18 protein-coding genes and 1 tRNA gene are annotated in these 20268 nt (G+C 74.0%); 8 read left to right on the top strand and 11 right to left on the bottom strand.

All coding sequences use genetic code 11. The annotated features are described in order from the left end of the window. Positions 1 to 168: 168 nt before the first annotated feature. The 3 genes from ACGFNI_RS20455 (at position 169) to ACGFNI_RS20445 (ending at position 3141) form a co-directional block, all read left to right on the top strand. Entirely contained in the window at positions 169 to 1065 is an 897-nt protein-coding gene (locus ACGFNI_RS20455) for a decarboxylase (RefSeq protein ID WP_393685637.1), read from the top strand. Between the two features lie 129 nt (positions 1066 to 1194). Beyond that, positions 1195 to 1926, top strand: a complete 732-nt coding sequence (locus ACGFNI_RS20450) for a decarboxylase (RefSeq protein WP_393685635.1) — start codon at positions 1195 to 1197, stop codon at positions 1924 to 1926. Positions 1927 to 2025: 99 nt separating this feature from the next. Beyond that, a complete protein-coding gene (locus ACGFNI_RS20445) occupies positions 2026 to 3141 on the top strand; it encodes an LLM class flavin-dependent oxidoreductase (protein ID WP_393685633.1) in 1116 nt (371 codons plus the stop codon). 107 nt (positions 3142 to 3248) lie between these two features. On the opposite strand, the gene ACGFNI_RS20440 is transcribed toward ACGFNI_RS20445, so the two are convergent. Beyond that, entirely contained in the window at positions 3249 to 5162 is a 1914-nt protein-coding gene (locus ACGFNI_RS20440) for a putative bifunctional diguanylate cyclase/phosphodiesterase (RefSeq protein ID WP_393685631.1), read from the bottom strand. A 292-nt stretch (positions 5163 to 5454) separates the two neighbouring features. On the opposite strand from ACGFNI_RS20440, the gene ACGFNI_RS20435 reads away from it, so the two are divergent. Beyond that, entirely contained in the window at positions 5455 to 6696 is a 1242-nt protein-coding gene (locus tag ACGFNI_RS20435; protein WP_393685629.1) for a M6 family metalloprotease domain-containing protein, read from the top strand. A gap of 58 nt (positions 6697 to 6754) precedes the next feature. Here ACGFNI_RS20435 and ACGFNI_RS20430 read toward each other — a convergent pair. The 7 genes from ACGFNI_RS20430 to ACGFNI_RS20400 all read right to left on the bottom strand — a co-directional run bounded on the left by ACGFNI_RS20430 (position 6755) and on the right by ACGFNI_RS20400 (position 13223). After that, positions 6755 to 6828 (bottom strand) — tRNA-Lys (locus tag ACGFNI_RS20430). 68 nt (positions 6829 to 6896) lie between these two features. Continuing rightward, entirely contained in the window at positions 6897 to 7592 is a 696-nt protein-coding gene (locus tag ACGFNI_RS20425) for a bifunctional DNA primase/polymerase (protein WP_393685627.1), read from the bottom strand. 131 nt (positions 7593 to 7723) lie between these two features. Beyond that, the gene (locus tag ACGFNI_RS20420) at positions 7724 to 8107 is read right to left on the bottom strand and encodes a hypothetical protein (RefSeq protein WP_393685625.1); all 384 of its coding nucleotides are present in this window, start codon (positions 8105 to 8107) and stop codon (positions 7724 to 7726) included. Positions 8108 to 8208: 101 nt separating this feature from the next. After that, a complete protein-coding gene (locus ACGFNI_RS20415; protein ID WP_393685623.1) occupies positions 8209 to 9591 on the bottom strand; it encodes an AAA domain-containing protein in 1383 nt (460 codons plus the stop codon). Next, positions 9588 to 11132, bottom strand: a complete 1545-nt coding sequence (locus tag ACGFNI_RS20410; RefSeq protein WP_393685621.1) for a hypothetical protein — start codon at positions 11130 to 11132, stop codon at positions 9588 to 9590. The genes ACGFNI_RS20415 and ACGFNI_RS20410 overlap by 4 nt, the downstream gene beginning before the upstream one ends. Then, positions 11123 to 12421: a hypothetical protein gene (locus tag ACGFNI_RS20405; protein ID WP_393685620.1), complete on the bottom strand. Its 1299-nt coding sequence runs from the start codon at positions 12419 to 12421 to the stop codon at positions 11123 to 11125. Before ACGFNI_RS20405 ends, ACGFNI_RS20410 begins: the two co-directional genes overlap by 10 nt. Then, positions 12330 to 13223, bottom strand: a complete 894-nt coding sequence (locus ACGFNI_RS20400) for a phosphatase PAP2 family protein (protein ID WP_393685618.1) — start codon at positions 13221 to 13223, stop codon at positions 12330 to 12332. Before ACGFNI_RS20400 ends, ACGFNI_RS20405 begins: the two co-directional genes overlap by 92 nt. 290 nt (positions 13224 to 13513) lie before the next feature. On the opposite strand from ACGFNI_RS20400, the gene ACGFNI_RS20395 reads away from it, so the two are divergent. After that, the gene (locus tag ACGFNI_RS20395) at positions 13514 to 14107 is read left to right on the top strand and encodes a histidine phosphatase family protein (RefSeq protein ID WP_393685616.1); all 594 of its coding nucleotides are present in this window, start codon (positions 13514 to 13516) and stop codon (positions 14105 to 14107) included. A gap of 70 nt (positions 14108 to 14177) precedes the next feature. Here the strand turns inward: ACGFNI_RS20395 and ACGFNI_RS20390 are convergent, their stop codons facing one another. Next, positions 14178 to 15584, bottom strand: a complete 1407-nt coding sequence (locus ACGFNI_RS20390; protein WP_393685615.1) for a tetratricopeptide repeat protein — start codon at positions 15582 to 15584, stop codon at positions 14178 to 14180. A gap of 233 nt (positions 15585 to 15817) precedes the next feature. Here ACGFNI_RS20390 and ACGFNI_RS20385 point away from each other — a divergent pair, with 233 nt between their 5' ends. Then, entirely contained in the window at positions 15818 to 16255 is a 438-nt protein-coding gene (locus ACGFNI_RS20385) for a hypothetical protein (RefSeq protein ID WP_393685613.1), read from the top strand. A 77-nt stretch (positions 16256 to 16332) separates the two neighbouring features. On the opposite strand, the gene ACGFNI_RS20380 is transcribed toward ACGFNI_RS20385, so the two are convergent. Beyond that, positions 16333 to 17628 carry an NAD(P)-binding domain-containing protein gene (locus ACGFNI_RS20380; protein ID WP_393685612.1) on the bottom strand — a complete coding sequence of 432 codons (1296 nt, stop codon included), beginning with the start codon at positions 17626 to 17628 and terminating at the stop codon, positions 16333 to 16335. Between the two features lie 682 nt (positions 17629 to 18310). Between ACGFNI_RS20380 and ACGFNI_RS20375 the strand changes: the two genes are divergently transcribed. After that, on the top strand, positions 18311 to 18571 hold the full coding sequence (locus ACGFNI_RS20375; protein WP_393685610.1) for a chaplin: 261 nt from the start codon (positions 18311 to 18313) through the stop codon (positions 18569 to 18571). Positions 18572 to 18724: 153 nt separating this feature from the next. Beyond that, positions 18725 to 19585 (top strand): spermidine synthase, encoded by an 861-nt coding sequence (locus tag ACGFNI_RS20370; protein ID WP_393685608.1) that lies wholly within the window; start codon positions 18725 to 18727, stop codon positions 19583 to 19585. Between the two features lie 40 nt (positions 19586 to 19625). Here the strand turns inward: ACGFNI_RS20370 and ACGFNI_RS20365 are convergent, their stop codons facing one another. Then, on the bottom strand, positions 19626 to 20177 hold the full coding sequence (locus ACGFNI_RS20365; protein ID WP_393685606.1) for a hypothetical protein: 552 nt from the start codon (positions 20175 to 20177) through the stop codon (positions 19626 to 19628). Positions 20178 to 20268 lie beyond the last annotated feature (91 nt).

Here is a 20268-nt window from a genome sequence, read left to right as displayed (position 1 = left end):
GAAGGGGGCGCCGACAGATGCCTGAGATGCGAGGATTGACCACGCTAAGAAGTCGTATCTACCGTGTCAACAACGGCTCTGTTCCGACGTCCCGGCTTATACCGGCTGCTCCAAAATCCCCTGGCCATGGCCTGGCCAATCCAGCCCTTCGTTCTTCTAGGGGCCTTCATGGACGTCTCATTTCTCGGTGGCCCACAGCCCCAGCTCGGCGTGGGTGTCGTAGCGCCCTTCGACTTCGCACTCGACCGCGAGCTGTGGCGCTGGGTGCCCGACGACGTGTCCCTCCACCTCACCCGTACTCCCTTCGTGCCCGTCGAGGTCAGCCTCGACCTGGCCCGTCTGGTCAGTGAGCACGAAACGCTGCGCTCCGCCGTGCAGGCGCTGTGCGCGGTGTCCCCGCAGGTCGTCTCCTACGCCTGCACGTCCGGCAGCTTCGTCGGAGGAATGGCGGGCGAGCGGGCCATGACGACCGCCATGGCCCAGGCGGGGGAGGTGCCCTCCCTCACCACATCGGGCGCGCTCATCGAAGCGCTGCGCGAGATCGGCGCATGGCGCATCGCGGTGGTGACGCCCTATACGAAATCGGTCACCGACTCCCTGGAGGACTTTCTCGGCGAGGCGGGTGTCACGGTCACCGGCCGCGCCTACCTCGGACTGACCCGGCACATCTGGAAGGTGCCGTACCGCGATGTCGTCGACATGGCACGGGCGGCCGTGGTGGGCGCCGCCGACGCGCTCTTCATCAGCTGTACGAACCTGCCGACCTACGACGTCATCCCGCAGCTGGAAGCCGAGCTGCGGCTGCCGGTGCTGTCCGCCAACCAGGTCACGATGTGGGCCGCGCTGCGCGCCATCGGCGCCCATGCGGTAGGCCCCTATCAGGCACTGCTGGATCCGGTGGCGCGGAGCGGTCCCGCCGCGATGTCCGGATCCGACGTGCCGCCCGACAGACGTCCGGCGGACACGCCCGAGGCCGCCTTCGCGGGGCCGCCGCTCGCACCCGAGCCCGACGCGGGCGAGGGCGGCGACCCACCGGACGACCTCGGGCCGAAGCCGCCGGTCTGAGCAGCCGGTGCCCGGTGACCGCCGGGCACCCACCGGACGGCACCCGGCGCGGCCGGTACCCGCACCCCGCGGGCGGCGGTCGCGCCTCCTGTACCCGCACCCCCATTCGTACGCGCAAGGGAGAGCTGCATGGCATCGGTTGGCTTCCTCTACCCCGGCCACTCCGCCGAGGACGACTACCCCCGGCTCGCTTCGCTGCTCGGGGGCGGCGTCCGGCTGCCGCTGGTGCACACCGACATCGGCGAGGACGCCCACCGGGTGGACGCGCTGCTGGAGATGGGCTCGGCCGGGCGGCTCGCCGCCGGGGTCGCCGAGCTGAAGGAGCGCGGCGCCGAAGCCATCGTCTGGGCCTGCACGAGCGCCAGCTTCGTCTTCGGCTGGGAAGGCGCCCACGAGCAGGTCCGCGAGCTGTCGGTGGCCGCCCAGCTGCCCGCGTCCAGCACATCCTTCGCCTTCGCGCACGCCATCCGTGCCCTCGGCGCCCGCCGCGTCGCGATTGCCGCCACCTACCCGTCCGACGTGGCCGACCACTTCCACGCCTTCCTGAAATCCGCCGGCACGGAGGTCGTCTCGACCCGCGGCAGCGGCATCATCACCGCAGCCGAGGTCGGCACCTGGGGCCGCGACGAGGTGCTGGCACTGGCCAGGGCGGGCGACCACCCCGACGCCGACGTGGTGCTGCTGCCCGACACCGCCCTGCACACCGCCGCCCACCTGCCGGACATCGAAGCCGCGCTACGCAAACCGGTGCTCACCGCCAATCAGGTCACCGTCTGGGAGGGCCTGCGCCTCCTCGACCGGACGCTCGCCTGCCCGGCCCTGGGCACCCTCTTCGCCCGCAGCGCGCCGCAGGAGCCGTAACGGTCTGGGGAGCAAATACCTCCCGCCCGCTCCGGGAATAAGCGGAGAACTACTCCGGTTGTCCTCCTCGCAGACCAGCGACGCGAGGAGGACCCGCCCGTGAGCGGCAGCAACGACGAGATCCGGGACACCGGCGACGAGATCCGCGGCACGGCCGGGGGCACCGCTCCCGTCCCGCTGTCCGTACTCGACCTGGTGACGGTCGGCGAGGGCAGCACCGCGGCCGACGCCGTACGGACCGCCGTCGGCATCGCCCGTACGGCCGAACGCCGCGGCTTCCACCGGTACTGGGTCGCCGAGCACCACTCCATGCCCGGTGTCGCGTCCTCGTCGCCCGCCGTGCTGCTGGCCCACATCGCCGCGCACACCGCGTCCATCCGGCTCGGCTCCGGCGGCGTCATGCTGCCCAATCACGCGCCGCTGGTCATCGCCGAGCAGTTCGGCACCCTGGAGGCGATGGCACCGGGCCGCGTCGACCTCGGCCTCGGCCGCGCCCCCGGCACCGACGGCGCCACCGCCGCGGCCCTGCGCCGCACCGAGCGGCTGCACGAGGGTGCCGACGAATTCCCGCAGCAGCTCGCGGAGTTGACCCGCTTCCTGGACGACGACTTCCCTGACGGGCATCCGTACGCCCGCATCCACGCGGTGCCGGGACCGGTCCAGGCCACCGCTCCCGGCGGCGTGCAGTCGCCGCACCGGCCGCCGCTGTGGCTGCTCGGCTCCTCCGGCTTCAGCGCCCGCCTGGCCGGTTCGCTCGGCCTGCCGTTCGCCTTCGCGCACCACTTCTCGGCCGCCAACACCGTCCCCGCGCTCGACCTCTACCGCGCCTCGTTCCGGCCATCGGACGTGCTGTCCGAGCCGTACGCCCTGATCGGCGTCGCCGCGCTGGCCGCCGATGACGAGCGGGAGGCCAAGCGGCAGGTGATGACCGGCGCGCTGTCCATGCTCCGGCTGCGCACCGGCCGGCCAGGACTGGTGCCGAGCCCGGAGGAAGCGGCGGCCTACCCGTTCGACGAGCGGGAGCGGGACTTCGTCGACAGCTGGCTCGGCAACGTCATCCACGGCACCCCCGACGCCGTCCGGCAGGGCCTGAACGACCTCGCGAAGCGGACCGGCGCCGACGAGCTGATGATCACCGCCAATGCCCACGGCGGCCCCGCGCGGCTGCGCTCCTACGAGCTGATCGCCGACGCCTACGACCTGCCGCAGGGCTGAAAACCGTCCTTCGGGGCGGTCCGCGTGCGGGCCGCGGCGGGCGCGGGGAGGCGCCGGCCGCGCCCCGTACGCGGACCGCCCCGAAGGCGTACGGAGCTGCGGGCGGGTCAGCCGCCGGTGCGGCCACCGGCGTCGAGGAGTGCGTCGATCCGCTCGGGCGGCACCGGCCGTGAGTAGAGCCAGCCCTGGCCGGTGTCACAGCCGATCCGCCGCAGCCGCGCCGCCTGTTCGGCGCTCTCCACGCACTCCGCCGTGACCGTCAGGCCGAGCCGGTGCGCCAGTGCGACCAGTGCCTCCACGATCGTCTCGTCCGCCGGGTTGGGGTGCTCCTGCGAGCGGAACCCGCGGACGAAGGACCCGTCGAGCTTGAGGACGGAGACGGGCAGGCGGCTGAGGTAGGCGAGGTTGGAGTAGCCGGTCCCGAAGTCGTCGATGGCGATCCGTACGCCCATGTCGCTGAGCGCCTGGAGGGCCTGCAACGGGCGCCCGGCGGAACCCATCACCGCCGACTCGGTCAGCTCCAGCTGGAGCAGTTCGGGCGGCAGCCCGGTCGCGGCGAGGATGCCGGCCACGTCCGCGACCAGATCCGAGTCCCACACCTGGCGCACCGCCACGTTGACGCTGACGAACAGCGGCCGGTCGCCGGGCCGCTCCAGCTGCCAGGCGCGGGCCTGCCGGCACGCCTGCTCCAGCACCCAGCGGCCCAGTTCGACGATCGCGCCGTTCTCCTCGGCCAGCGCGATGAACCGATTCGGCGACAGCATCCCGAACTGCGGATGCCGCCAGCGCACCAGCGCCTCGACACCCTCCGCACGGCCGTCGTCCAGGCCGACCAGCGGCTGGTACTCCAGCGTGAACTCGCCGCGGTCCACGGCAGGACGCAGGGTGCTGGAGAGCGCCTGCCGGGTCATCCGGTGGGCGTTGCGCTCCGGGTCGAACAGCGTCCAGCGGGCCTTGCCGTCCTCCTTGGCCCAGTACAGCGTGGTGTCCGCCGCCTGCATCAGCCCGGTCGCGGTCGTGCCGGCCGCGGCCCGCTCCACGACGCCGATGCTCGCCGACACCGAAAGGCGCTGCCCGGCCAGGTCGAACGGCCGCTGCAGCGCGTCCAGCGCGCACTGGGCCAGCTCGGACAGCTGGTCGGTGCCCGTCGAGTCCTCCACCAGGAGGGCGAATTCGTCCCCGCCGAGCCGGGCCACCAGATGCGCGCGGCCGTTCCCCGGGACGCGGTCCGCCGCGTGCTCGGCGCAGTGCGTCAGCCGCTGCGCCACCGCGCTCAGCAGCCGGTCGCCCACGCGGTGCCCCAGCGTGTCGTTGACGGCCTTGAACCCGTCGAGGTCCAGGTAGCACAGACCGATGCGGCCGGTGCCCGTCGACGCGACCGATGCGGATTCGAGGGCCGATGACAGCCGCTCGAAGAACAGCGCGCGATTGGGCAGCCGGGTCACCGGGTCGTGCATCTGCAGATGCCGCAGCCGGGCGAGCAGGTCGTGCCGGTCGCTGCTGTCGGCGACGGACAGCAGCATCCGTTCGCCGCCGGACAGCGGCTCGACGGTGATCTCCACCCAAAGGGTGTGTCCCGAGGGGTGCTTGAGACGACGGGTGCAGCGCAGCCGGTCGCTGTGGCCGCTCAGCACCTCGCGGTAGGCGGCCTGCACCCGTGGGTCGGAGCCGAGGTCGGCGAGGTCGGCGGCGGTGGCCGCGACGAGCCGCCCGGGGTCGGTACCGAGGAGTTCGCCGAAGGCGGGGTTGGCGGCGAGGATCCGCCCCTCGCGGTCGAGTACGGCCATCGGGAGGCGGGCGGCGTGAAAGGCGGTGCGGTAGTCGCCGAACGAGGCGGCCGGGCATTCGTGGGCCGGTTCGGGGACGTCGCGGGCGACGGTCGCCTCGCGGGCGGCGGCCGGCCGGTCCGCGCGTACTCCGGATTCTTTGGTCGTGCCGTTACGCTCCGTCACGGAGGGCAGCGTCGCTCCGTGCGTGCGGCCCGTCCTGTCGGGGTGTCCGCTCACTGCTCGCTCCCGCATGGCGCATGTCTCGTGATGGAGGGGGGATCTCGCGCTGGAAAGTGTGGCGATCATAGAGGCTGCCGCAGCGGCCGATCCAGCGACACTGCCGTGATCATCGGCACGTGTGACGGAAGTTCGGCCAAATCTGCCCACGTCTGTTCGCGCAGATTGCCCCAATGGTCGATTGTTACGTTCCGTTACGTTCGGGTGGTGGCGCGCTGCTCACTCCGCTGGACCTTGAAACATGACGAATGGCGTTGAATCACCACAGGGTGGGTGAGGTGTTCCCCTTCCTTCCCTGGAGGTTGATGTGCCGTCCGCCCGGACACCCGACGGGGTGGACCACCGACGACTGCGACGCCTCGCCGCCGTCGTCACCTCCCTGAGCGCACTGATAGCGACATCGATCGTGGCCGGCCCGGCCACCGCTTCCGAAGCCACCCTCTCGTGTGCCCTGGGCCGGACCGACGCCCACCACTCCGAGGGCGTCGACACCTGGAACGCCGCCTACCCGCGCCCCCACGGCACCCTCAACGCGGTGATGATCTTCCTCTCCTTCCCGGACTCCCGGCCCGTCGCCGACACACGGGAACTCTCCCGGGACTACTTCCCGGAGACCTCCCGCTTCTTCGACCGCGCCTCCTACGGCACGTTCACACTGCGCCCGCACCTCCACAAGAAGTGGATCCGGATGCCGCACACCTCCGGCAGTTACGGCATACAGCGGGACTGGGCGGACGGCAAGCGTTCGGCCTACCTCCATGACGCGGTCGCCGCCGCCGATGCCTCCGTCGACTTCAGCCGCTACGACATGGTCTACCTGGTCGCCGACCCCGATGCGCCGGGCGTCGACTCGGACGCCACCAAGGTCGTCAATCTCGACCAGCCGATGCGGGCGGACGACGCGGACCTGCGGCGCTTCGTCACCGTCTTCGAGCAGAGCCCGCCGGACCGCAACGTCCTCGCCCACGAGACCGGGCACGTCTTCGACCTGCCGGATCTCTATCACCGGCCGCAGGACGCCAAGGGCGACTGGGACACCTACGTCGGCGACTGGGACCTCATGGGCAGCCAGTTCGGCCTGGCGCCCGACCCCTTCGGCTGGCACAAATGGAAGCTCGGCTGGCTGACCGACAACCAGATCGACTGCGCCGAGCTGACCGGGCCCGCCCTGCACACCCTGCGGCCACTGTCCGCGCCGATGGAACCGGGCGACGAGCGCAGGCCACGGCTCCTGGTGGTCCGCACCGGCCCCGGCAGCGCCCTGGTCATGGAGGCCCGCGACGCGAGCGGCAACGACAAGGCGGTGTGCCGCGAGGGCCTCCTCGTCTACCGCGTACACAGCGAGACCGCGTCGGGCTCGGGGCCCGTGCAGGTGCTCGACGGGAACCCGGGCACCTCGGCCTGCCGCGGCACGTCCGTCTATCCGCCGCTCGCCGACGCGCCGCTGGGCGTGGGCGAGAGCCTGCTCGACCGCGAGGACGGGGTGCGGGTGGAGGTCGCCGGGAGATCACCGGCGGGGGACTGGACGGTCAAGGTGACCCGCGGCTGACCGGCGCCCTGCGGGTACGACGAAGGCCCCCACCGGAGTGGGGGCCTTCGACTGTCTGTGCGCCGCCAGGGACTCGAACCCCGGACCCGCTGATTAAGAGTCAGCTGCTCTAACCAACTGAGCTAGCGGCGCCTGCTGACGGACGAAACATTAGCACCCGGACCGGGGAGGGCAAAAATCGATCCTGTACCGCGGCAGCCTCAGCGGGAGGTCAGGGCGGTGACGGGAGGCCCCGACGGCCGGTGGGCGGCGGCTTTGGCGGCATCGGCGCCGCCCGCGTCCGGCGCTCCGGTGTCCGCACGGGCGGCCCGCACGCAGGCCCAGAGCAGGATGTCGGGCCCCGGCAGCCACGGGCTGCGGACGTCGGGCGCCACCAGCCAGCGGGCGGCGGGCGGCAGCGGGTCGGTCCCCCGGCCGCCGGGATGCAGCGGCGGGATGGTCACCGCGTCGCCGCTGCCGTGGCACAGCAGCGGCGGCACCGCCCGTACCCACTCCTCCCAGCCGAGGAGCGCGGGCAGCCGGTGGGCGGTGCCGGGGGCGGCGAAGAGCAGGATCCTGCCGTGGTGGGTGGCCACCGGGCCCGAGCCGGGGCCGTCGGTCCACAGGCGGTCGACCATCCGGCGCCCGAAGAGGGCCGGGGCGTTGATCACGTCGAAGGCGGTGCCGCAGGGCAGCACGCTCGGAGCGGTCGGCCGCTGCGCCCACAGCGTGTGCAGGCGGTGAGGATGCGGGCTGGCGGAGGCGAGCCAGTCGGCTCCGGCGAGCGTGACGTAGGAGGCGGTGGGGAAAGGCGGGGATACCGGGATACGGGAGGGTTCGGGCAGCCGGTCGCTCATGGAGACAGGTCTACCGAGCCGCGGGGGACCGGCACCGGAGGTTGGCGGAAAACGGGACACTACGGGTCGGTAAGGAGTATGTTCCCTCCCCGCATATGCCAACGGCCCATGGTCATCAAGGACCACGGGCCATCGGTACGGGCAAAACGGGCGCGGGCGCGGGCGGCCTGAGCCGGGCGGCCCGCTGCCGGTCAGTCCCCGCCGTCGGGACGCGAGCCGCCGTCCCGCATCAGCGTCCGGCCGAACTCGACCATCTTGCGGGCATAGTCCTCGGTCCACTCCGCGCGTTCGGCGAGCGCCGAGAGCGGCAGCCGGTCGAAGCGCTTGGGGTCGGCGAGCTGGGCGGCGGCCATCGCCTGGAACTCCGTCGCGCGGTCGGCCGCGGCACGGAAGGCCAGGGCCAGCTCCGTGGAGCGGCCGAGCAGCTCCCGGGGATCCTCCATCGACTCCAGATCGAAGAAGTGCTCGGGATCCGCCACCGCCTCGGGCGGTTCGAAGAGCAGGGGCGCGGGCTTCAGGCGCCGAGGGGCGGGTGCCGTACCGCGTGGGTCGGGAGCCGGTCGCGGCTCGGACATGAACGTACCTCCAGGGTCGAGTGCCGCATTCCATTGTCCCGCGCCGCGCAAGAGGGCCCCGTGACATGGCCCGCGCGGGCAGCCGCGCCCCGACCGCCGGGTCAGCCGCGCCAGGGCACCCGGTGCTCCGCGAGATGCGAGAGCACGGCGTGGTGGGCCTCCCAGCCGTCAGGGAACTTGACCGTCACGCCCAGCCGCACCGGCTCCGTCGACGGGTGCTCGTCGAGCAGCTCGGCGACACCAGCCCGGCAGACCACGATGCAGGCGTGACGGTGGCGGGAGGCGAGCACGCACAGCCGGCCGGTCTCCAGGTGGAACGCGGTGGCGTCGGGCCGCCCCGAGAGCGGGTGCAGTACGACCGTGACGTCGAACTCGCGGCCCTGGAGGCGGTTGGCGGTGTCCACCGCGACGCCGGTCACACCCAGGCCGGCGAGCGCGGTACGGACCGCCGCCGCCTGGTCGCGGTGGGCGGTGCCGACCGCGATCCGGTCCGCGGTGAGCGGCTCGGGATCAGGACCGCGCTCGCTGGTGGCCGCGCCGCCGCGGTCCAGCAGCCGGCGGACCACCTGCGCCACCGCGCCGACGGCCTCCGGATCCGTGCGCGGGGTGTGCCGGGCGGGCAGCTCCAGCAGGCCCCAGCCGGACTCGGCCGCCTCGTCCAGGACGCGGTCCACACCGGAGCCGTCACCCGGAACGCCGAACGCGAGCCGGCGGTCGCCGTGCTCCGTGCCGCTGCGGAACCGGGTGAAGGGGTAGAACGCGTCGGAGACCAGCCGGGCGGCCGACGCGGGCAGCCGCCAGGAGACCGGCAGGCGGTGCTGCGGCAGATCCGGGTTGTGCGCCAGCAGGGTGGACACCGCGCTCGACGACGGGTCGTAGGAAAGCCCCGCCCACTGCTCGGCGCCGACCACGCTGAACGGGTCCAGCTGGCCGGGGTCGCCGACGAACAGCGCCCGCTCGAAGAGGCCGGCGACCGACAGCAGCGCGTCGGAGCGCATTTGGTACGCCTCGTCGACGATGGCGTGCCGCCACGGCTCGTCGACCTTCGTGTAGGCCCACTTCGCGGCGGTGGACACCACGACGTCCATCCCCGCCAGGTCGGCGATCTTCGTGGACGTACGGACCTCGGGCAGCTCGGCGAGTGCCGGGTCGAAGGAACCGGCCTCACTGCTGTGCAGCCGGCCGACGGGCAGCGCGGGATCCTTCTCGGCGAGCCGCAGCACCAGATCGTCGACCTGCGCGTTGGTCTGCGCGACGACCATCAACGGGTGCCCGGCGGCGGCGAGTTCGCGGGCCGCGCGCACCACGAGGGTGGACTTCCCGGCGCCCGGAGGGGAGTCCACGACCACGCCGGGCCGTGGGCTGTGCAGGGTGTCCTGAAGGATCTCGGCGGTCGCCCGCGCCGCTGCCGCCGCCGGGTCGAACGGCTCCGCGCCGCCCGCCCGCCGGGGGTGCTCCGTGTCGTGCTGCGGGGCGCAGGTCACAGGAAGTCCTCCGCTGTCGTCGGGTCCGGCGCGTCGCCGGACGGCCCGGTGGTGGGCGGGCCGCCGTGTGTCCAGGGGGTGTCCTCGGGGTCGGGAAGCTCCGGGCCGCCGCGTGGAGCGTGCTCGAACAGGGTCCAGCACACGGTGTCGCCCGGCTCGGGTACCGAACCGGGCTCCGGTACCTTGCCGCGTCCCATGCCGCCGGTGAGACGCACCGTCAGGCTGCCCGATGCCGGGTCGTCGTACGCCACGAACACGGCGGTGCTGGTCTTTCCGCCGGCCGACGGGCGGTGGAGCTTCGTCCCTTCGGAGAGCTGCGGCCGGTCGTCCGTGCGCAGGGTGACCAGGGGGCGTGGCATCGGCCGTGCGCCATCGGAGTAGGCCATCTCGACGCCGGTGACCGTGCCGGCGAACGCCTCGCCCGCCAAACGGCGGGCCGCCATCACCAGGGGGTCGTCCAGGGCTTCCTGGGCGTCGAGCTGGACCTGCGCGGCCTCCCGGGACGACAGCTTCCTGGCCGCGGTGACCGCGTCGTCCCGCTTGGGCTGCGGGGGCTCGCCCGCGCGCACCCGGTCGCGGTGCGCGGTGTACGACCAGCGGTCGCGCTTCCAGCGGTCGGCTACCCGGGCGCCGGGCGGCAGGGCGCGCAGCAGGCCGATGCCCTGCCAGACGGCGTCCCACGTCGGCCGGAGCTGCCCTTCGACGAGGCGGCGCAGCTCCTCGCCGGCGCCGGGCAGCCCGGCGTCGTAGCGGGCCATGGCCGGGGCGAGCAGGTGGTTGTCGAACGCCGGGTCCGTGGCGGGGCCCGCGGGCGGGCACCGCAGCTGCCCTTCGGCGTCCCGCGCGGACTCGGCCAGCTCGGCGGCCGTCCGGCCCGATACGCCGGGGGGCGGGTCGATCCAGGACAGCAGGGCACCCAGGTGCTGGTCCTCCAGCGCGCTCTGGCCGGTGGCCCAGTGGCGGGTCAGCAGGTCCGTCATGGAGAGCAGCAGACAGGCGCCCGGCACCTGGGCGCGCTCGCCGAAGTGGGTGAACCAGCGTCCCAGCAGCGGCACATGGGGCGGCGCGGGGTGCGGCGTTTCCGGATCCTGCTCGGCCGTCCGCCGGAACCGCATCGACCGCCCCATCAGCCGGACGAAGTCGATGCCCGCCCCGCTCGGGACGATCAACTGCGGTGCGTCCGCGCACAGTTCGACCTGCACCGTGACCTTTTTGCCGGTCTCCGGGTCGGTCTCCTTGCGCTCCTCCCACTCGATGCCGTCGGCGAAGCCGTCCACGTACGGCAGGACGGCCTCGGCCAGCTCGGCCAGGAAGGCGAAGCGCAGATCGCGGTCGCGCGGCTGCGGAACGGCCAGCAGCAGCGGGTTCTCCCGGTCCGTGCCGACCAGGGCGCCCAGGGGCGCGCCGGCCTCGCCGGATGTGGTCAACGGCACGAAGACCAGCGGGTTGTGGGACAGGTGGCGGTGCCGGACGGTGGTCAGCGGGCGGGCCTCTCCTGCCGCCGCCGCCTCCATCCGGGCCAGCGTCTCGATCAGTGGCATCGCGGCTCCTGTCGTCCCTGCGCCGCACCGGCGCCGTCGGCATCGCGCACCGGGTCCGCCGCCGCTCCGTCCGCCACGGGGGCGGCGGCCAGTGCCTCGGCGCGCAGTGCCGCCGCCCGGCGCAGGGCGTCCGCCGCGGGGTCTTCGGGGGCGTCGCCGGGGGACGGCCCGCACGGGGCGGCTGCGGTGAGCACCTCGCCGATCGTGTGCAGCGTGCCCAACTCGCCCCGCACGCTGCGCCCCAGCGACTCCACCGCGCCGTCTTCGCGGGAGCGCTTACGGCAGTGGAAGGCCAGCTCGCAGGCGGCCAGGCACTCCGGTGCGTAGGTGGCGCCGACCGCTTCGACGGCGGCGGCGAGTTCGCCGGCGGGGCGGGTCGCGGTCGTCCCGTCGTCGGCGAGCCGCAGGTCGAAGGTGGTGCGCGGGGGCAGGGCCGCGGCGATCTCCTCGATGCGGGTGAGCCGGGCCAGTTGCCGCCGGGTGGTGGCCAGTTGCTTGCGGATGTCGACGGCGGCGGCCGTCGGGAGGTTGGAGAAGTCCTTGGGGCACACCAGCAGGACGCGGTCGCGGACCTCGGCAGGGCGCCCGGTCCTGGCCGTGACGTGCCCGGCGACCTTCTCCAGGGCGAGGACGTAGACGGCCGCCTGGCGGGCCGCGGCGCCCACCTTGGCGGCGTCCGCCACGCCGTCGATCATCGGGAAGGACTTGATCTCCACGACCGTCCAGCCGCCGTCCGGATGCACCACCACTGCGTCCGGCTCCACGTAGGCGGGCGATCCGGCGACCTCGACGGCGAGCATCGGGTGGTCGAGCAGCGTCCAGCCGCCTTCCTCGGTGGCCTCCCGCAGCGCCAGCGCCGTACGGGCCGCGCGGCCCTCGGGCCCGGCCGCTGACAGGTCGGGGACGGCGACCTCGCCGTCCTCGGGCGCCGGGGTGCCGGGCCGCAGCCGCTCGTGCAGCAGCCGCAGCAGGTCGGCGCCGCCGTCGGCCTTGACCCGCGCCTCGAAGCTGTTGCCCCGGGCGAGGGCGAACCGGGACTGGCCGTAGCTCGCGGGCGAGCCGAGCGCCTGGGCGAGCGCGGTCTTGTCGACGCCGGCGCCGTCCAGCAGCGCGCGGCGCCGGCAGCCGGGGTTGGACGCCAGCGCGGCCAGCGCGCGGGCATCCAGCGCACGCGGCCGTACACCGGGTCCGCGCAGCTCAGTGAGCCGCTGCCGCAGGCTCGGAGTCGGCGCCTGCTGCTCCGTCGGCGGAGCGGCTGCCGCGGGTCGGCTGTCGCGGGAAACGTTCACCTGCGGAAGTCTCGCATCCGGCACTGACAACGCCGCCCGGCACCCGCCCGCGCAGGGCGTCCGCGCGCCGCAGGAAGGGCCGGGCGAGCAGCGCGCCCACGCCCATGACGGCGATCCCGGCCAGCACGTCGAGCAGGTAGTGGTTGGCGGTGCCCATCACCACCAGGGCGATGGCCACCGGGTAGGCGACGGCCAGGGTCCTCGCCATCCGGGACGGAGACAGCCGCCACACGGCGGCCCCGCACCACAGTGCCCACCCCACATGGAGGCTCGGCATCGCCGCGTACTGGTTCGTGAGCCCGCCCAGGCCGCGCGGCGCACTCGCCTCGCCGCCCCACCAGCCGTAACCGGCGTACTGGGCCATGGAATCCGTGAACCCGTGTCCGGCGTCCAGGAGGCGGGGCGGGGCGGTCGGGAAGAACGTGAATCCGGCGAGCCCTATGAGGGTGGCGATCAGCAGGCCGCTGCGCAGGGTCCGGTAGTCGTCCGGGCGGCGGCGCCACAGCCAGACGAGTACCGCGGGGGTGACCAGGTAGTGCAGCGCCGCGTAGGCGAACGCCGCCGGTATGCCCAGGGCCGGGGTCGTGGTGAACAGCCGGTTGAGCGCGGGCTCCGGGGTGAGGCGCAGTGCACGCTCGACGCGGAGCAGGGCGGTGCCGTTGCCGGTGGCGGTGTGCACGTCACCGCGGGCCAGCAGCCGGCCGGCCGTGTACGCCAGGTAGACGGCGGCGAGCAGCGGGAGTTCGGTCCACCACCGGGGCCGGCCGCCGCCTGCCGCCGTGCGGCGCGCTGCGCTGGGCATCAAGAACCTTCTTCACTCGTGCCGTGCCGTGGGCGCCCCCGCGCCGTGCCGCCGGAGATTCCGGCGACCGTCCACCATACGCTGTATGGCGGGGATCTCCGGACAGGCCCCCGCGCCGCCCCCGCACCCGGCGGGACGCCGTACGGGCAGGTCAGCGGGGTGCCCCGAACCCCGGTGCAACGGCAGGTGCGCGATGATGGAAGTCCCGCGGGCCGCGCAGGCCCAGCGCAGCGTCTGCGCCGCCCGCACCGAGCGACGAACAGCCGAGACATCGGCGAGAGGTACGGCCCATGGCAGCGCGCATACTCCTGGCCAGGCACGGACAGACGGAGTGGTCCCTTTCCGGCAAGCACACCGGCCGTACGGACATTCCGCTCCTGGACGAGGGCCGCCGCGGCGCCAAACTGCTCGGCGAGCGGCTGCACCACACCCCGTGGAACGGCCTGCCGGACGTCGAGGTGCGCACCAGCCCGCTGATCCGCGCCAAGGAGACCTGCGAACTGGCCGGCTTCGGCGACCGCGCGCAGGACTGGGACGACCTGATGGAGGTCGACTACGGCGCCTACGAGGGCCTGACCCCGGCCGAGATCAAGCGGGACCGGCCGGGCTGGCTGATCTGGCGCGACGGCGTCCCCGATGGCGAGACGCTCGCCGAGGTCGCCGCGCGGGCCGACCGGGTCGTGGAGTGGGCGCGTTCGGCCGACCGCGACGTGCTGGTCTTCGCGCACGGCCACATCCTGCGCTCCCTGGGAGCCCGCTGGCTTGGCATGGACCTCTCCTTCGGCGCCCGCATCCGCCTGGAGCCGACCTCGCTCTCGGTGCTCGGCTGGGCCTACGGCGAGCCGGCCATCGAGCGCTGGAACGACACCGGGCACCTCGGCTGACCCGGGCGGGCACCCCGTAGGGGGAGGGCCGGAGCGGCCCGCCCTCCTCGGCCCCCACGGGCCCGGCCCGTCAGGTTCCGTTCCCCCACGCCACGGGCAGCGCCGCGTACCGGTCGAGGAAGGCGGCGACCTCGGGGGCCCCGCGGCGCGGGCGCAGGATGCGGGCCGTGCCGTCGAGCATCGCGCGGATCCGTGCGGACCTGACCTGCCCCAGCAGGTGCAGCGCCCGTGTCCCCGCCGCCGCGGCCTCATCGGGCGCGCCGCCCGCCGCCAGGTCACCCGCCAACTCCGCGGTGAACAGGGCGATGTTGCGGGTGAAGTGGGGATTCTGGAGCGCCACCGCCCGGCGCGCGTGCTCGGCCGCGCGCCCCCCTTCGCCCAGCGCCGACCAACACTGCGCCTCCAGGCCCTCCAGTTCGGCCTCGCCGAAGAAGGACATCCACTCCGGATCCGGGTCCGCGGGGCCGCGCCCGAAGAGCCGCTGGGCGCGCAGCAGCGCCTGCTCGCAGCCGGAGCGGTCGGCCAGCAGCGCGCAGCCGCCGGCCTCGCGCAGCGCCAGCAGCGACAGCAGCCGGGGCGAGGCGAGCCGCCTGGCGGCCTGTTGGGCGGCCTGCGCGGCGCGTACCGCCTCGCGCGGGCGCCCGGCGTCCCTGGCGAGGAAGGCGGTGTTGCAGAACGCGTGCGCCTCAAGACCGCGGTCGCCGCAGATCCTGGCGGTGGCCAGCGCCTCGGCGTAGTACGAGCGGGCCTCGTCGAACCGGCCCGAGTCGTGCGCCAACCAGCCGACGGAGATGGCCAGTTCGCCGGTGCCCGCGTGCAGCCTGTCGGACACCGAACGGCGCTGCGCTCCGGCGTCCAGCAGGGCGTAGGCGGCCTGGAGCGGCGCCGCCGCCCGGTGGTGCAGGCCCTCCGCGCCGTGCCGGTCGTCGAGCAGCCGGATCTGCCGGACCGCTTCCTCGACGGCGGCGGCCTCGGCGGCGCCTGCCCGGCCGCCGGACGGTGGCCTCGGCGCGGGCACGGCGGCGGCACGGGGCGGCTGGGCGGCCATGCCCAGGGCGGCGGTCGGGCCGCCGGTGATGAACGCGCGACGCAGCACGTCGCTCTCCTCGCAGCTCTGGATACGGGTATCGCGGTGGTCGGATTCGGTTGCCGGGGGCGTGGCGCCCGCCGCCGTACGCGCCCTCCGTCCGCGTACCGTCTCGCGTGGCGCGAAGCCCATGCCGGACAGCGTCAGGCCGGGGAACATGTGCCGGAACACCCGCTCGTAGGCGTAGTTCGGGCAGCGGATCGCGCCGGACTCGACGCGGCCCACGTACCGGGCGTCACACGAGACCTGCTCGCCGATGTCACGGGCGGCCCGCCGGACCGCCGCCGCGAACTCGCCAGGTGACAGCTCGCCGCGCAGCTGTCTGAAGGCGGTGTTCGGACGGGCGGGGACAGTGCGGGACGACGCTGAATTCGCTGTAGGCGACGCCATGGCGGACCCTCTCCGTGCCCTTTTCGTGGCGGTGCCGCGGCCTGGCGGCGCGGCGGGACGACCGTACCGGCTGTGACGGTCCGGGTACAGAGAGTTTGGCTACAAATCGGATATCTCACGCAGGATCCGCCATGAAGTGCCATCCTTTGCAGCGGTCCGCCGCCGTAGCCGTTGACGGGCCGCGCCGTTGAACACGGGGTAACGGTGCGGCGTGTGCATGAGGAGGGGTTCCCGTGTGGGATACCGGCGTGAGCAGGGGCGGCAGCGGGTTCGCGGAGCCGGGTGCGCCGCCACAGCCCGCGCAGCCCTGTGACCTCGTCACGGTGCCCGCACGGCAGGGTCTGGAGGCGGTCGACATCCTGCGGCTGCGCGACGGCGTGGGGCCCGTCCTGCACGACGGCGGCTGCGACACCCTCGGCTTCCTGGTGCCCCCGGGGACGGCCGACGGCTGGGACGTCCCGGGCAGTGCGTGTACCCAGACGTACGGGTGCGGGATCGAGCCGGGCGCCGCGTACGGAAGCGGGGAGCCACTGCCGGAGCCGCCGGTGACCGGGACCGGCTGGCTGGTGCCGCCGGGCGGCGCGTACGGCACCGCCACCGACCCGGCGGTGCTGCGCAAGGCGCTCGGTGAGGCGGCCCGCACGATCGAGGCCGTCGACCGCTGCCGCTGAGGCGTGCGCTGAGCAGGTGAGGGGGGCCGCCCGGACAGCCGGGCGGCCCCCTCGCGTTGCCATGAGGTGACGGTGCGTCAGTGTGCGGGCTGCTGTGCCTCGTCGGCCGATGGGTGCGCGGGGGCGACCGGACGGGGCGGTGTGACCGGGCGGGGCAGGGCGGGGGCGGCGACCGGACGGCCGTCCAGGCGGCGGCGGACACCGCGCACCAGCCGGCCGGCGGTGAAGGCCGCGCCGTACACGAAGCGCATCGCGGGGCCGAACGACGGGGCGGTCAGCAGCCCTGCGAAGAACAGTCCTGGCCACGACGATTCGAAGCCGCCGGTCAGTTCGGGTGCCCGTCCCGCGCCCACCGTCCGCAGCGCGTCGCGCACCCGCGGGTCGAGCAGCCGCAGCCGCCGCAGGTCGGGCGCGAAGCCGGTGGCCGCCACCACGTGCTCGGTCTCCACGACCGCCGACCGGCCGTCCGCGCCCGCCAGTTCGATCCTCACGGTGTCGTCCCCGGCGACCGCGGCCCGGACGCGGTGCCCGAACAGGACCGGCACGGCCGTCTCGAAGCGGTCCCGCAGCCACCAGGCGCCGGCCGGGCCCAGCGCGGTGGCCGCGAGGTGCACCCGGGCCGCGGCGGGCAGCCGGCGTACCGCCCACGGCAGTTCGGCCCAGGCCCAGTTCGACCAGCCGGTGCCCAGCCCGCCGTGCGGAGCGCGCAGCGTGCGCAGCGGCCCGCGGCGCAGTGGCTGCGGCGGGCCGTCCCACCCGAGCCGGCCGGCGCGGGCCACCACCCGGGCCCGCGCGCCCTGTTCGGCCAGCAGCGCCGCGGTCTCCAGGGCCGACTGCCCGGAGCCGATGACGGTGACGTCCCGGCCGGCGAAGCCCGACAGGTCGTGGTGGTCGCTGCTGTGCGAGGCGAGCGCGGCGGGCAGTTGGTGCAGCGGCTCGGGGCGGTGGGCGAACGGCAGCCCGCCGACCGCCAGGGCGACGGCGCGGGTCCGCAGGCTCTCGCCGCCCGCCGTCTCCACCCGGAATCCGCCGAAGTCGGGCCGTACCGCGGTCACCGTCACCTCGTCGACCGGCGGCGCCGCGTGCTCGCCGAACCACCTGCCGTACGCGGCGAAGGCGCCGACCGGCAGCGGGACGCCGTGCCGCACGGTGAGGCCGTGGGCCGCGCAGTAGGCGGCCAGGGTGTGCTCGCCCGCCGGGTCGGACAGGTTGGACGACCAGGGCTCGGACTTGAGGAACATGCCGGCCGGCATGTGGTCCCGCCAGGAGGCCATCGGGCGGCCCAGTACCCGCAGGTTCAGGCCGGAGGCCGCCGCGTGCGCGGCGATCGAGAGTCCGTAGGGGCCGGCGCCCACCACCACGAGGTCGTACATGGCTTGTCCCTGCGCTTTCTTGTCGGGTGCGTGTCCGTGTCCGTGCGTCGTGCGCTCACCGGACCGGGATTTCGCGGGAGCCGGCGGAATGCGCAATGCGCGGCACACTGCGGCGAGTTCGGCCGGGTCCGTGAATCGCTCGGGCGGCAATTCCGGCGTCGGATATTCCCGCCTGGCCCGGGGAGCGGGACGTACCCGGTGCCCCGTGACGGAAAGGAATCGGGCCGGTCAGGAGTGACGGTGCGGGTGCCTCGGTGGCGAACGATGGCATGAACGGAGTCCTTCACTCGATGAGCTGTGGGCGGAATGCGTAATGGCCTGTCGGAATGCATCCGGGTGGCGGCCTGCGGCCGGGTACCGAGGGCTGCTCCGATTTCCCGTTGCCCTGCCGGACGGCGGGGCAACGGTCGCGGCCTGATGTCCGTGCCGCACGATTTCCGTCTCCGGCTTCTCTCCGTCAAAACAAGAGAGCACTCTGGCAGACCGTATGCGGAAAACGGTGGTTGCCGCGCCGGGATGCCGGTCCGGATTCGGCCCGGCGTAACAGCGGACTTCGGCGCGCTAAACGGCGGTGTCTTCCAGAAGGACGAACGTTTCTCCCGGAAGGAGGAATGCCAGCATCTCGAAAACACCCTGCTCGTTGTGACCGATGCCCCATTCGTCAATCGAAAGGAGAATGATGATGAAGCGGATCGCCAAGTCCGCCGCGGTGGCTGCGGCCGGCTGCGCACTGGTGCTGGGAGGCGCCGGAATCGCCTCCGCCAGCGGTGGTGACGGCCATGGTGGCGCCAGCGCCGTCGGAGCGGCTTCGAAGTCGCCCGGTGTGATCAGCGGAAACGTGATCCAGGTGCCGGTGCACGTGCCGATCAACGTCTGCGGCAACAGCATCAACGTGATCGGCCTGCTGAACCCGGCGTTCGGGAACACCTGCGCCAACAAGTGACCCCGGCGCCGGCTCGGCCGGCAGCGCGGACCCACGCGACGGCGGGCCGTCCCTGACCTCGGTCACGGGCGGTCCGCCGCTTCCTGCCGACCGGCCGCCGCCCCTCCGCTGACCAGCGGATACGGGCCGGCGGCCGGCCGCCATACTGGGGGCATGGCGAAGAGCAGACGCGGGCGCGGCGGCGGGGAATCCGTGGTGGAGACGGTGGCGGGCGGCGTCGCCGAGCTGCGGCCCGACCGGGACAGGCCGCGCGCCAGGACCCTGCTGATCGACGGCGCCCCGCAGTCGTACGTCGACCTCGACGACCCGGCCTACCTGGACTTCTCCTACCAGCGGCGCCTCGGCCACGTCGCCGACCTCGCGGCGCCGCCCGGCAGGCCCCTCCAGGCCGTCCACCTCGGCGGCGGCGCCCTGACCCTGGCGCGGTACGTCGCGGCGACCAGGCCGCGCTCCACCCAGCAGGTCGTCGAGATCGACACTCCGCTCGTCCAACTGGTGCGCCGCGAGCTGCCGTTGGAGAGCGGCTGGCGGATCCGGGTGCGCGGCGGCGACGCCCGCGAAGGGCTGGCGAAGGTCCCGGACGGCTGGGCTGACCTGATCATCGCCGACGTCTTCGGCGGCGCCCGTACCCCCGCCCATCTGACCAGTACCGAGTTCGTCGCCGATGTGCGGCGGGCGCTGCGCCCCGACGGCTGCTACGCCGCGAACATCGCCGACGGGCCGCCGCTGCGGTTCCTGCGCGGCCAGATCGCCACCGTCCGTACGGCCTTCCCGGAACTGTGCCTGACCGCCGACCCCGCGGTGCTGCGCGGCAAGCGGTTCGGCAACGCCGTGCTCGTCGCAGCGGACCGGCCGCTGCCGGTCGCCGAGCTGACCCGGCGGGCCGCGAGCGACCCGCAGACCGGGCGCGTCGAACACGGCAGGGCGCTGCTGGACTTCACCGGCGGCGCCGCGCCGGTCACCGACGCCACCGCGGTGGCCTCGCCCGCGCCGCCGCCCGAGGTCTTCGACTGACCCGCAGGCCGTCACCGCAGGCCGTACCCGCAGCGCCGCGTCAGCCCATCTCCTCGCTGCTCTGGACCATCGGCGGATGGTCGTTCCAGGTGCAGAAGACCGACGTGTGGCCGGGCCCGGTGAAGTCGACCCGGATCCAGCGGTCCTGTTTCCACACCTGCATCTCCCAGCCCGGGTTCGGGGTCGCCGACACCAACTGCGCCGATTCGGCGCGCAGATCGAAGACGACCCGGCCGCCCGCCGTCGACCAGCTCTTGACCTGCTGCCCGCCGGACGCGGAGCCGGCCGGCGGGTCGGGATCGCGGTGGGGGGACGCGTTTTGGGTGCGGGAGGGCGCGGCGGACGCCGGCGGGGCGCCGGATGGCGACGCGTGGGGACCGGCGGACGGTGACGGCTTGGGACGGTGGGTGGAGGAGACCCGGGGTGCGGCGCTGCCGTCGGGTGTGGACGGGACGGCAGCGGACAGCGGCAGTGCGCGCGGCGGGTCGTACGCCGTGCCTGACATGACCGTGTGCACCCCGTACCACGACAGCGTGACCGCGGCGCCGGTCGCCAGCGTCCAGGCCGCGGCGTGCATCAGTCCTCGTCGCATCCCGCTCATACTGCACCACCCGCGGGCCCGGACACAGCCCGCGGGCAATGGCTTCCCGGCGCCTGCGCGGTGCCGGTTGCGGGCGGGGGAG

This window comes from Streptomyces sp. NPDC048644 (assembly GCF_043199105.1).
Classification (GTDB): Bacteria; Actinomycetota; Actinomycetes; order Streptomycetales; family Streptomycetaceae; genus Streptomyces.
This window is presented reverse-complemented; position numbering and strand designations above follow the sequence as displayed.

Excerpts from the sequence above, each read along its gene's own strand:
- ACGFNI_RS20455 (WP_393685637.1), top strand. The coding sequence starts at position 169 with ATGGACGTCTCATTTCTCGGTGGCCCACAGCCCCAGCTCGGCGTGGGT.
- ACGFNI_RS20450 (WP_393685635.1), top strand. The coding sequence starts at position 1,195 with ATGGCATCGGTTGGCTTCCTCTACCCCGGCCACTCCGCCGAGGACGAC.
- ACGFNI_RS20440 (WP_393685631.1), bottom strand. The coding sequence starts at position 5,162 with ATGCGGGAGCGAGCAGTGAGCGGACACCCCGACAGGACGGGCCGCACG.
- ACGFNI_RS20420 (WP_393685625.1), bottom strand. The coding sequence starts at position 8,107 with ATGTCCGAGCCGCGACCGGCTCCCGACCCACGCGGTACGGCACCCGCC.
- ACGFNI_RS20410 (WP_393685621.1), bottom strand. The coding sequence starts at position 11,132 with ATGCCACTGATCGAGACGCTGGCCCGGATGGAGGCGGCGGCGGCAGGA.
- ACGFNI_RS20400 (WP_393685618.1), bottom strand. The coding sequence starts at position 13,223 with ATGCCCAGCGCAGCGCGCCGCACGGCGGCAGGCGGCGGCCGGCCCCGG.
- ACGFNI_RS20395 (WP_393685616.1), top strand. The coding sequence starts at position 13,514 with ATGGCAGCGCGCATACTCCTGGCCAGGCACGGACAGACGGAGTGGTCC.
- ACGFNI_RS20390 (WP_393685615.1), bottom strand. The coding sequence starts at position 15,584 with ATGGCGTCGCCTACAGCGAATTCAGCGTCGTCCCGCACTGTCCCCGCC.
- ACGFNI_RS20380 (WP_393685612.1), bottom strand. The coding sequence starts at position 17,628 with ATGTACGACCTCGTGGTGGTGGGCGCCGGCCCCTACGGACTCTCGATC.
- ACGFNI_RS20375 (WP_393685610.1), top strand. The coding sequence starts at position 18,311 with ATGAAGCGGATCGCCAAGTCCGCCGCGGTGGCTGCGGCCGGCTGCGCA.
- ACGFNI_RS20370 (WP_393685608.1), top strand. The coding sequence starts at position 18,725 with ATGGCGAAGAGCAGACGCGGGCGCGGCGGCGGGGAATCCGTGGTGGAG.
- ACGFNI_RS20365 (WP_393685606.1), bottom strand. The coding sequence starts at position 20,177 with ATGCGACGAGGACTGATGCACGCCGCGGCCTGGACGCTGGCGACCGGC.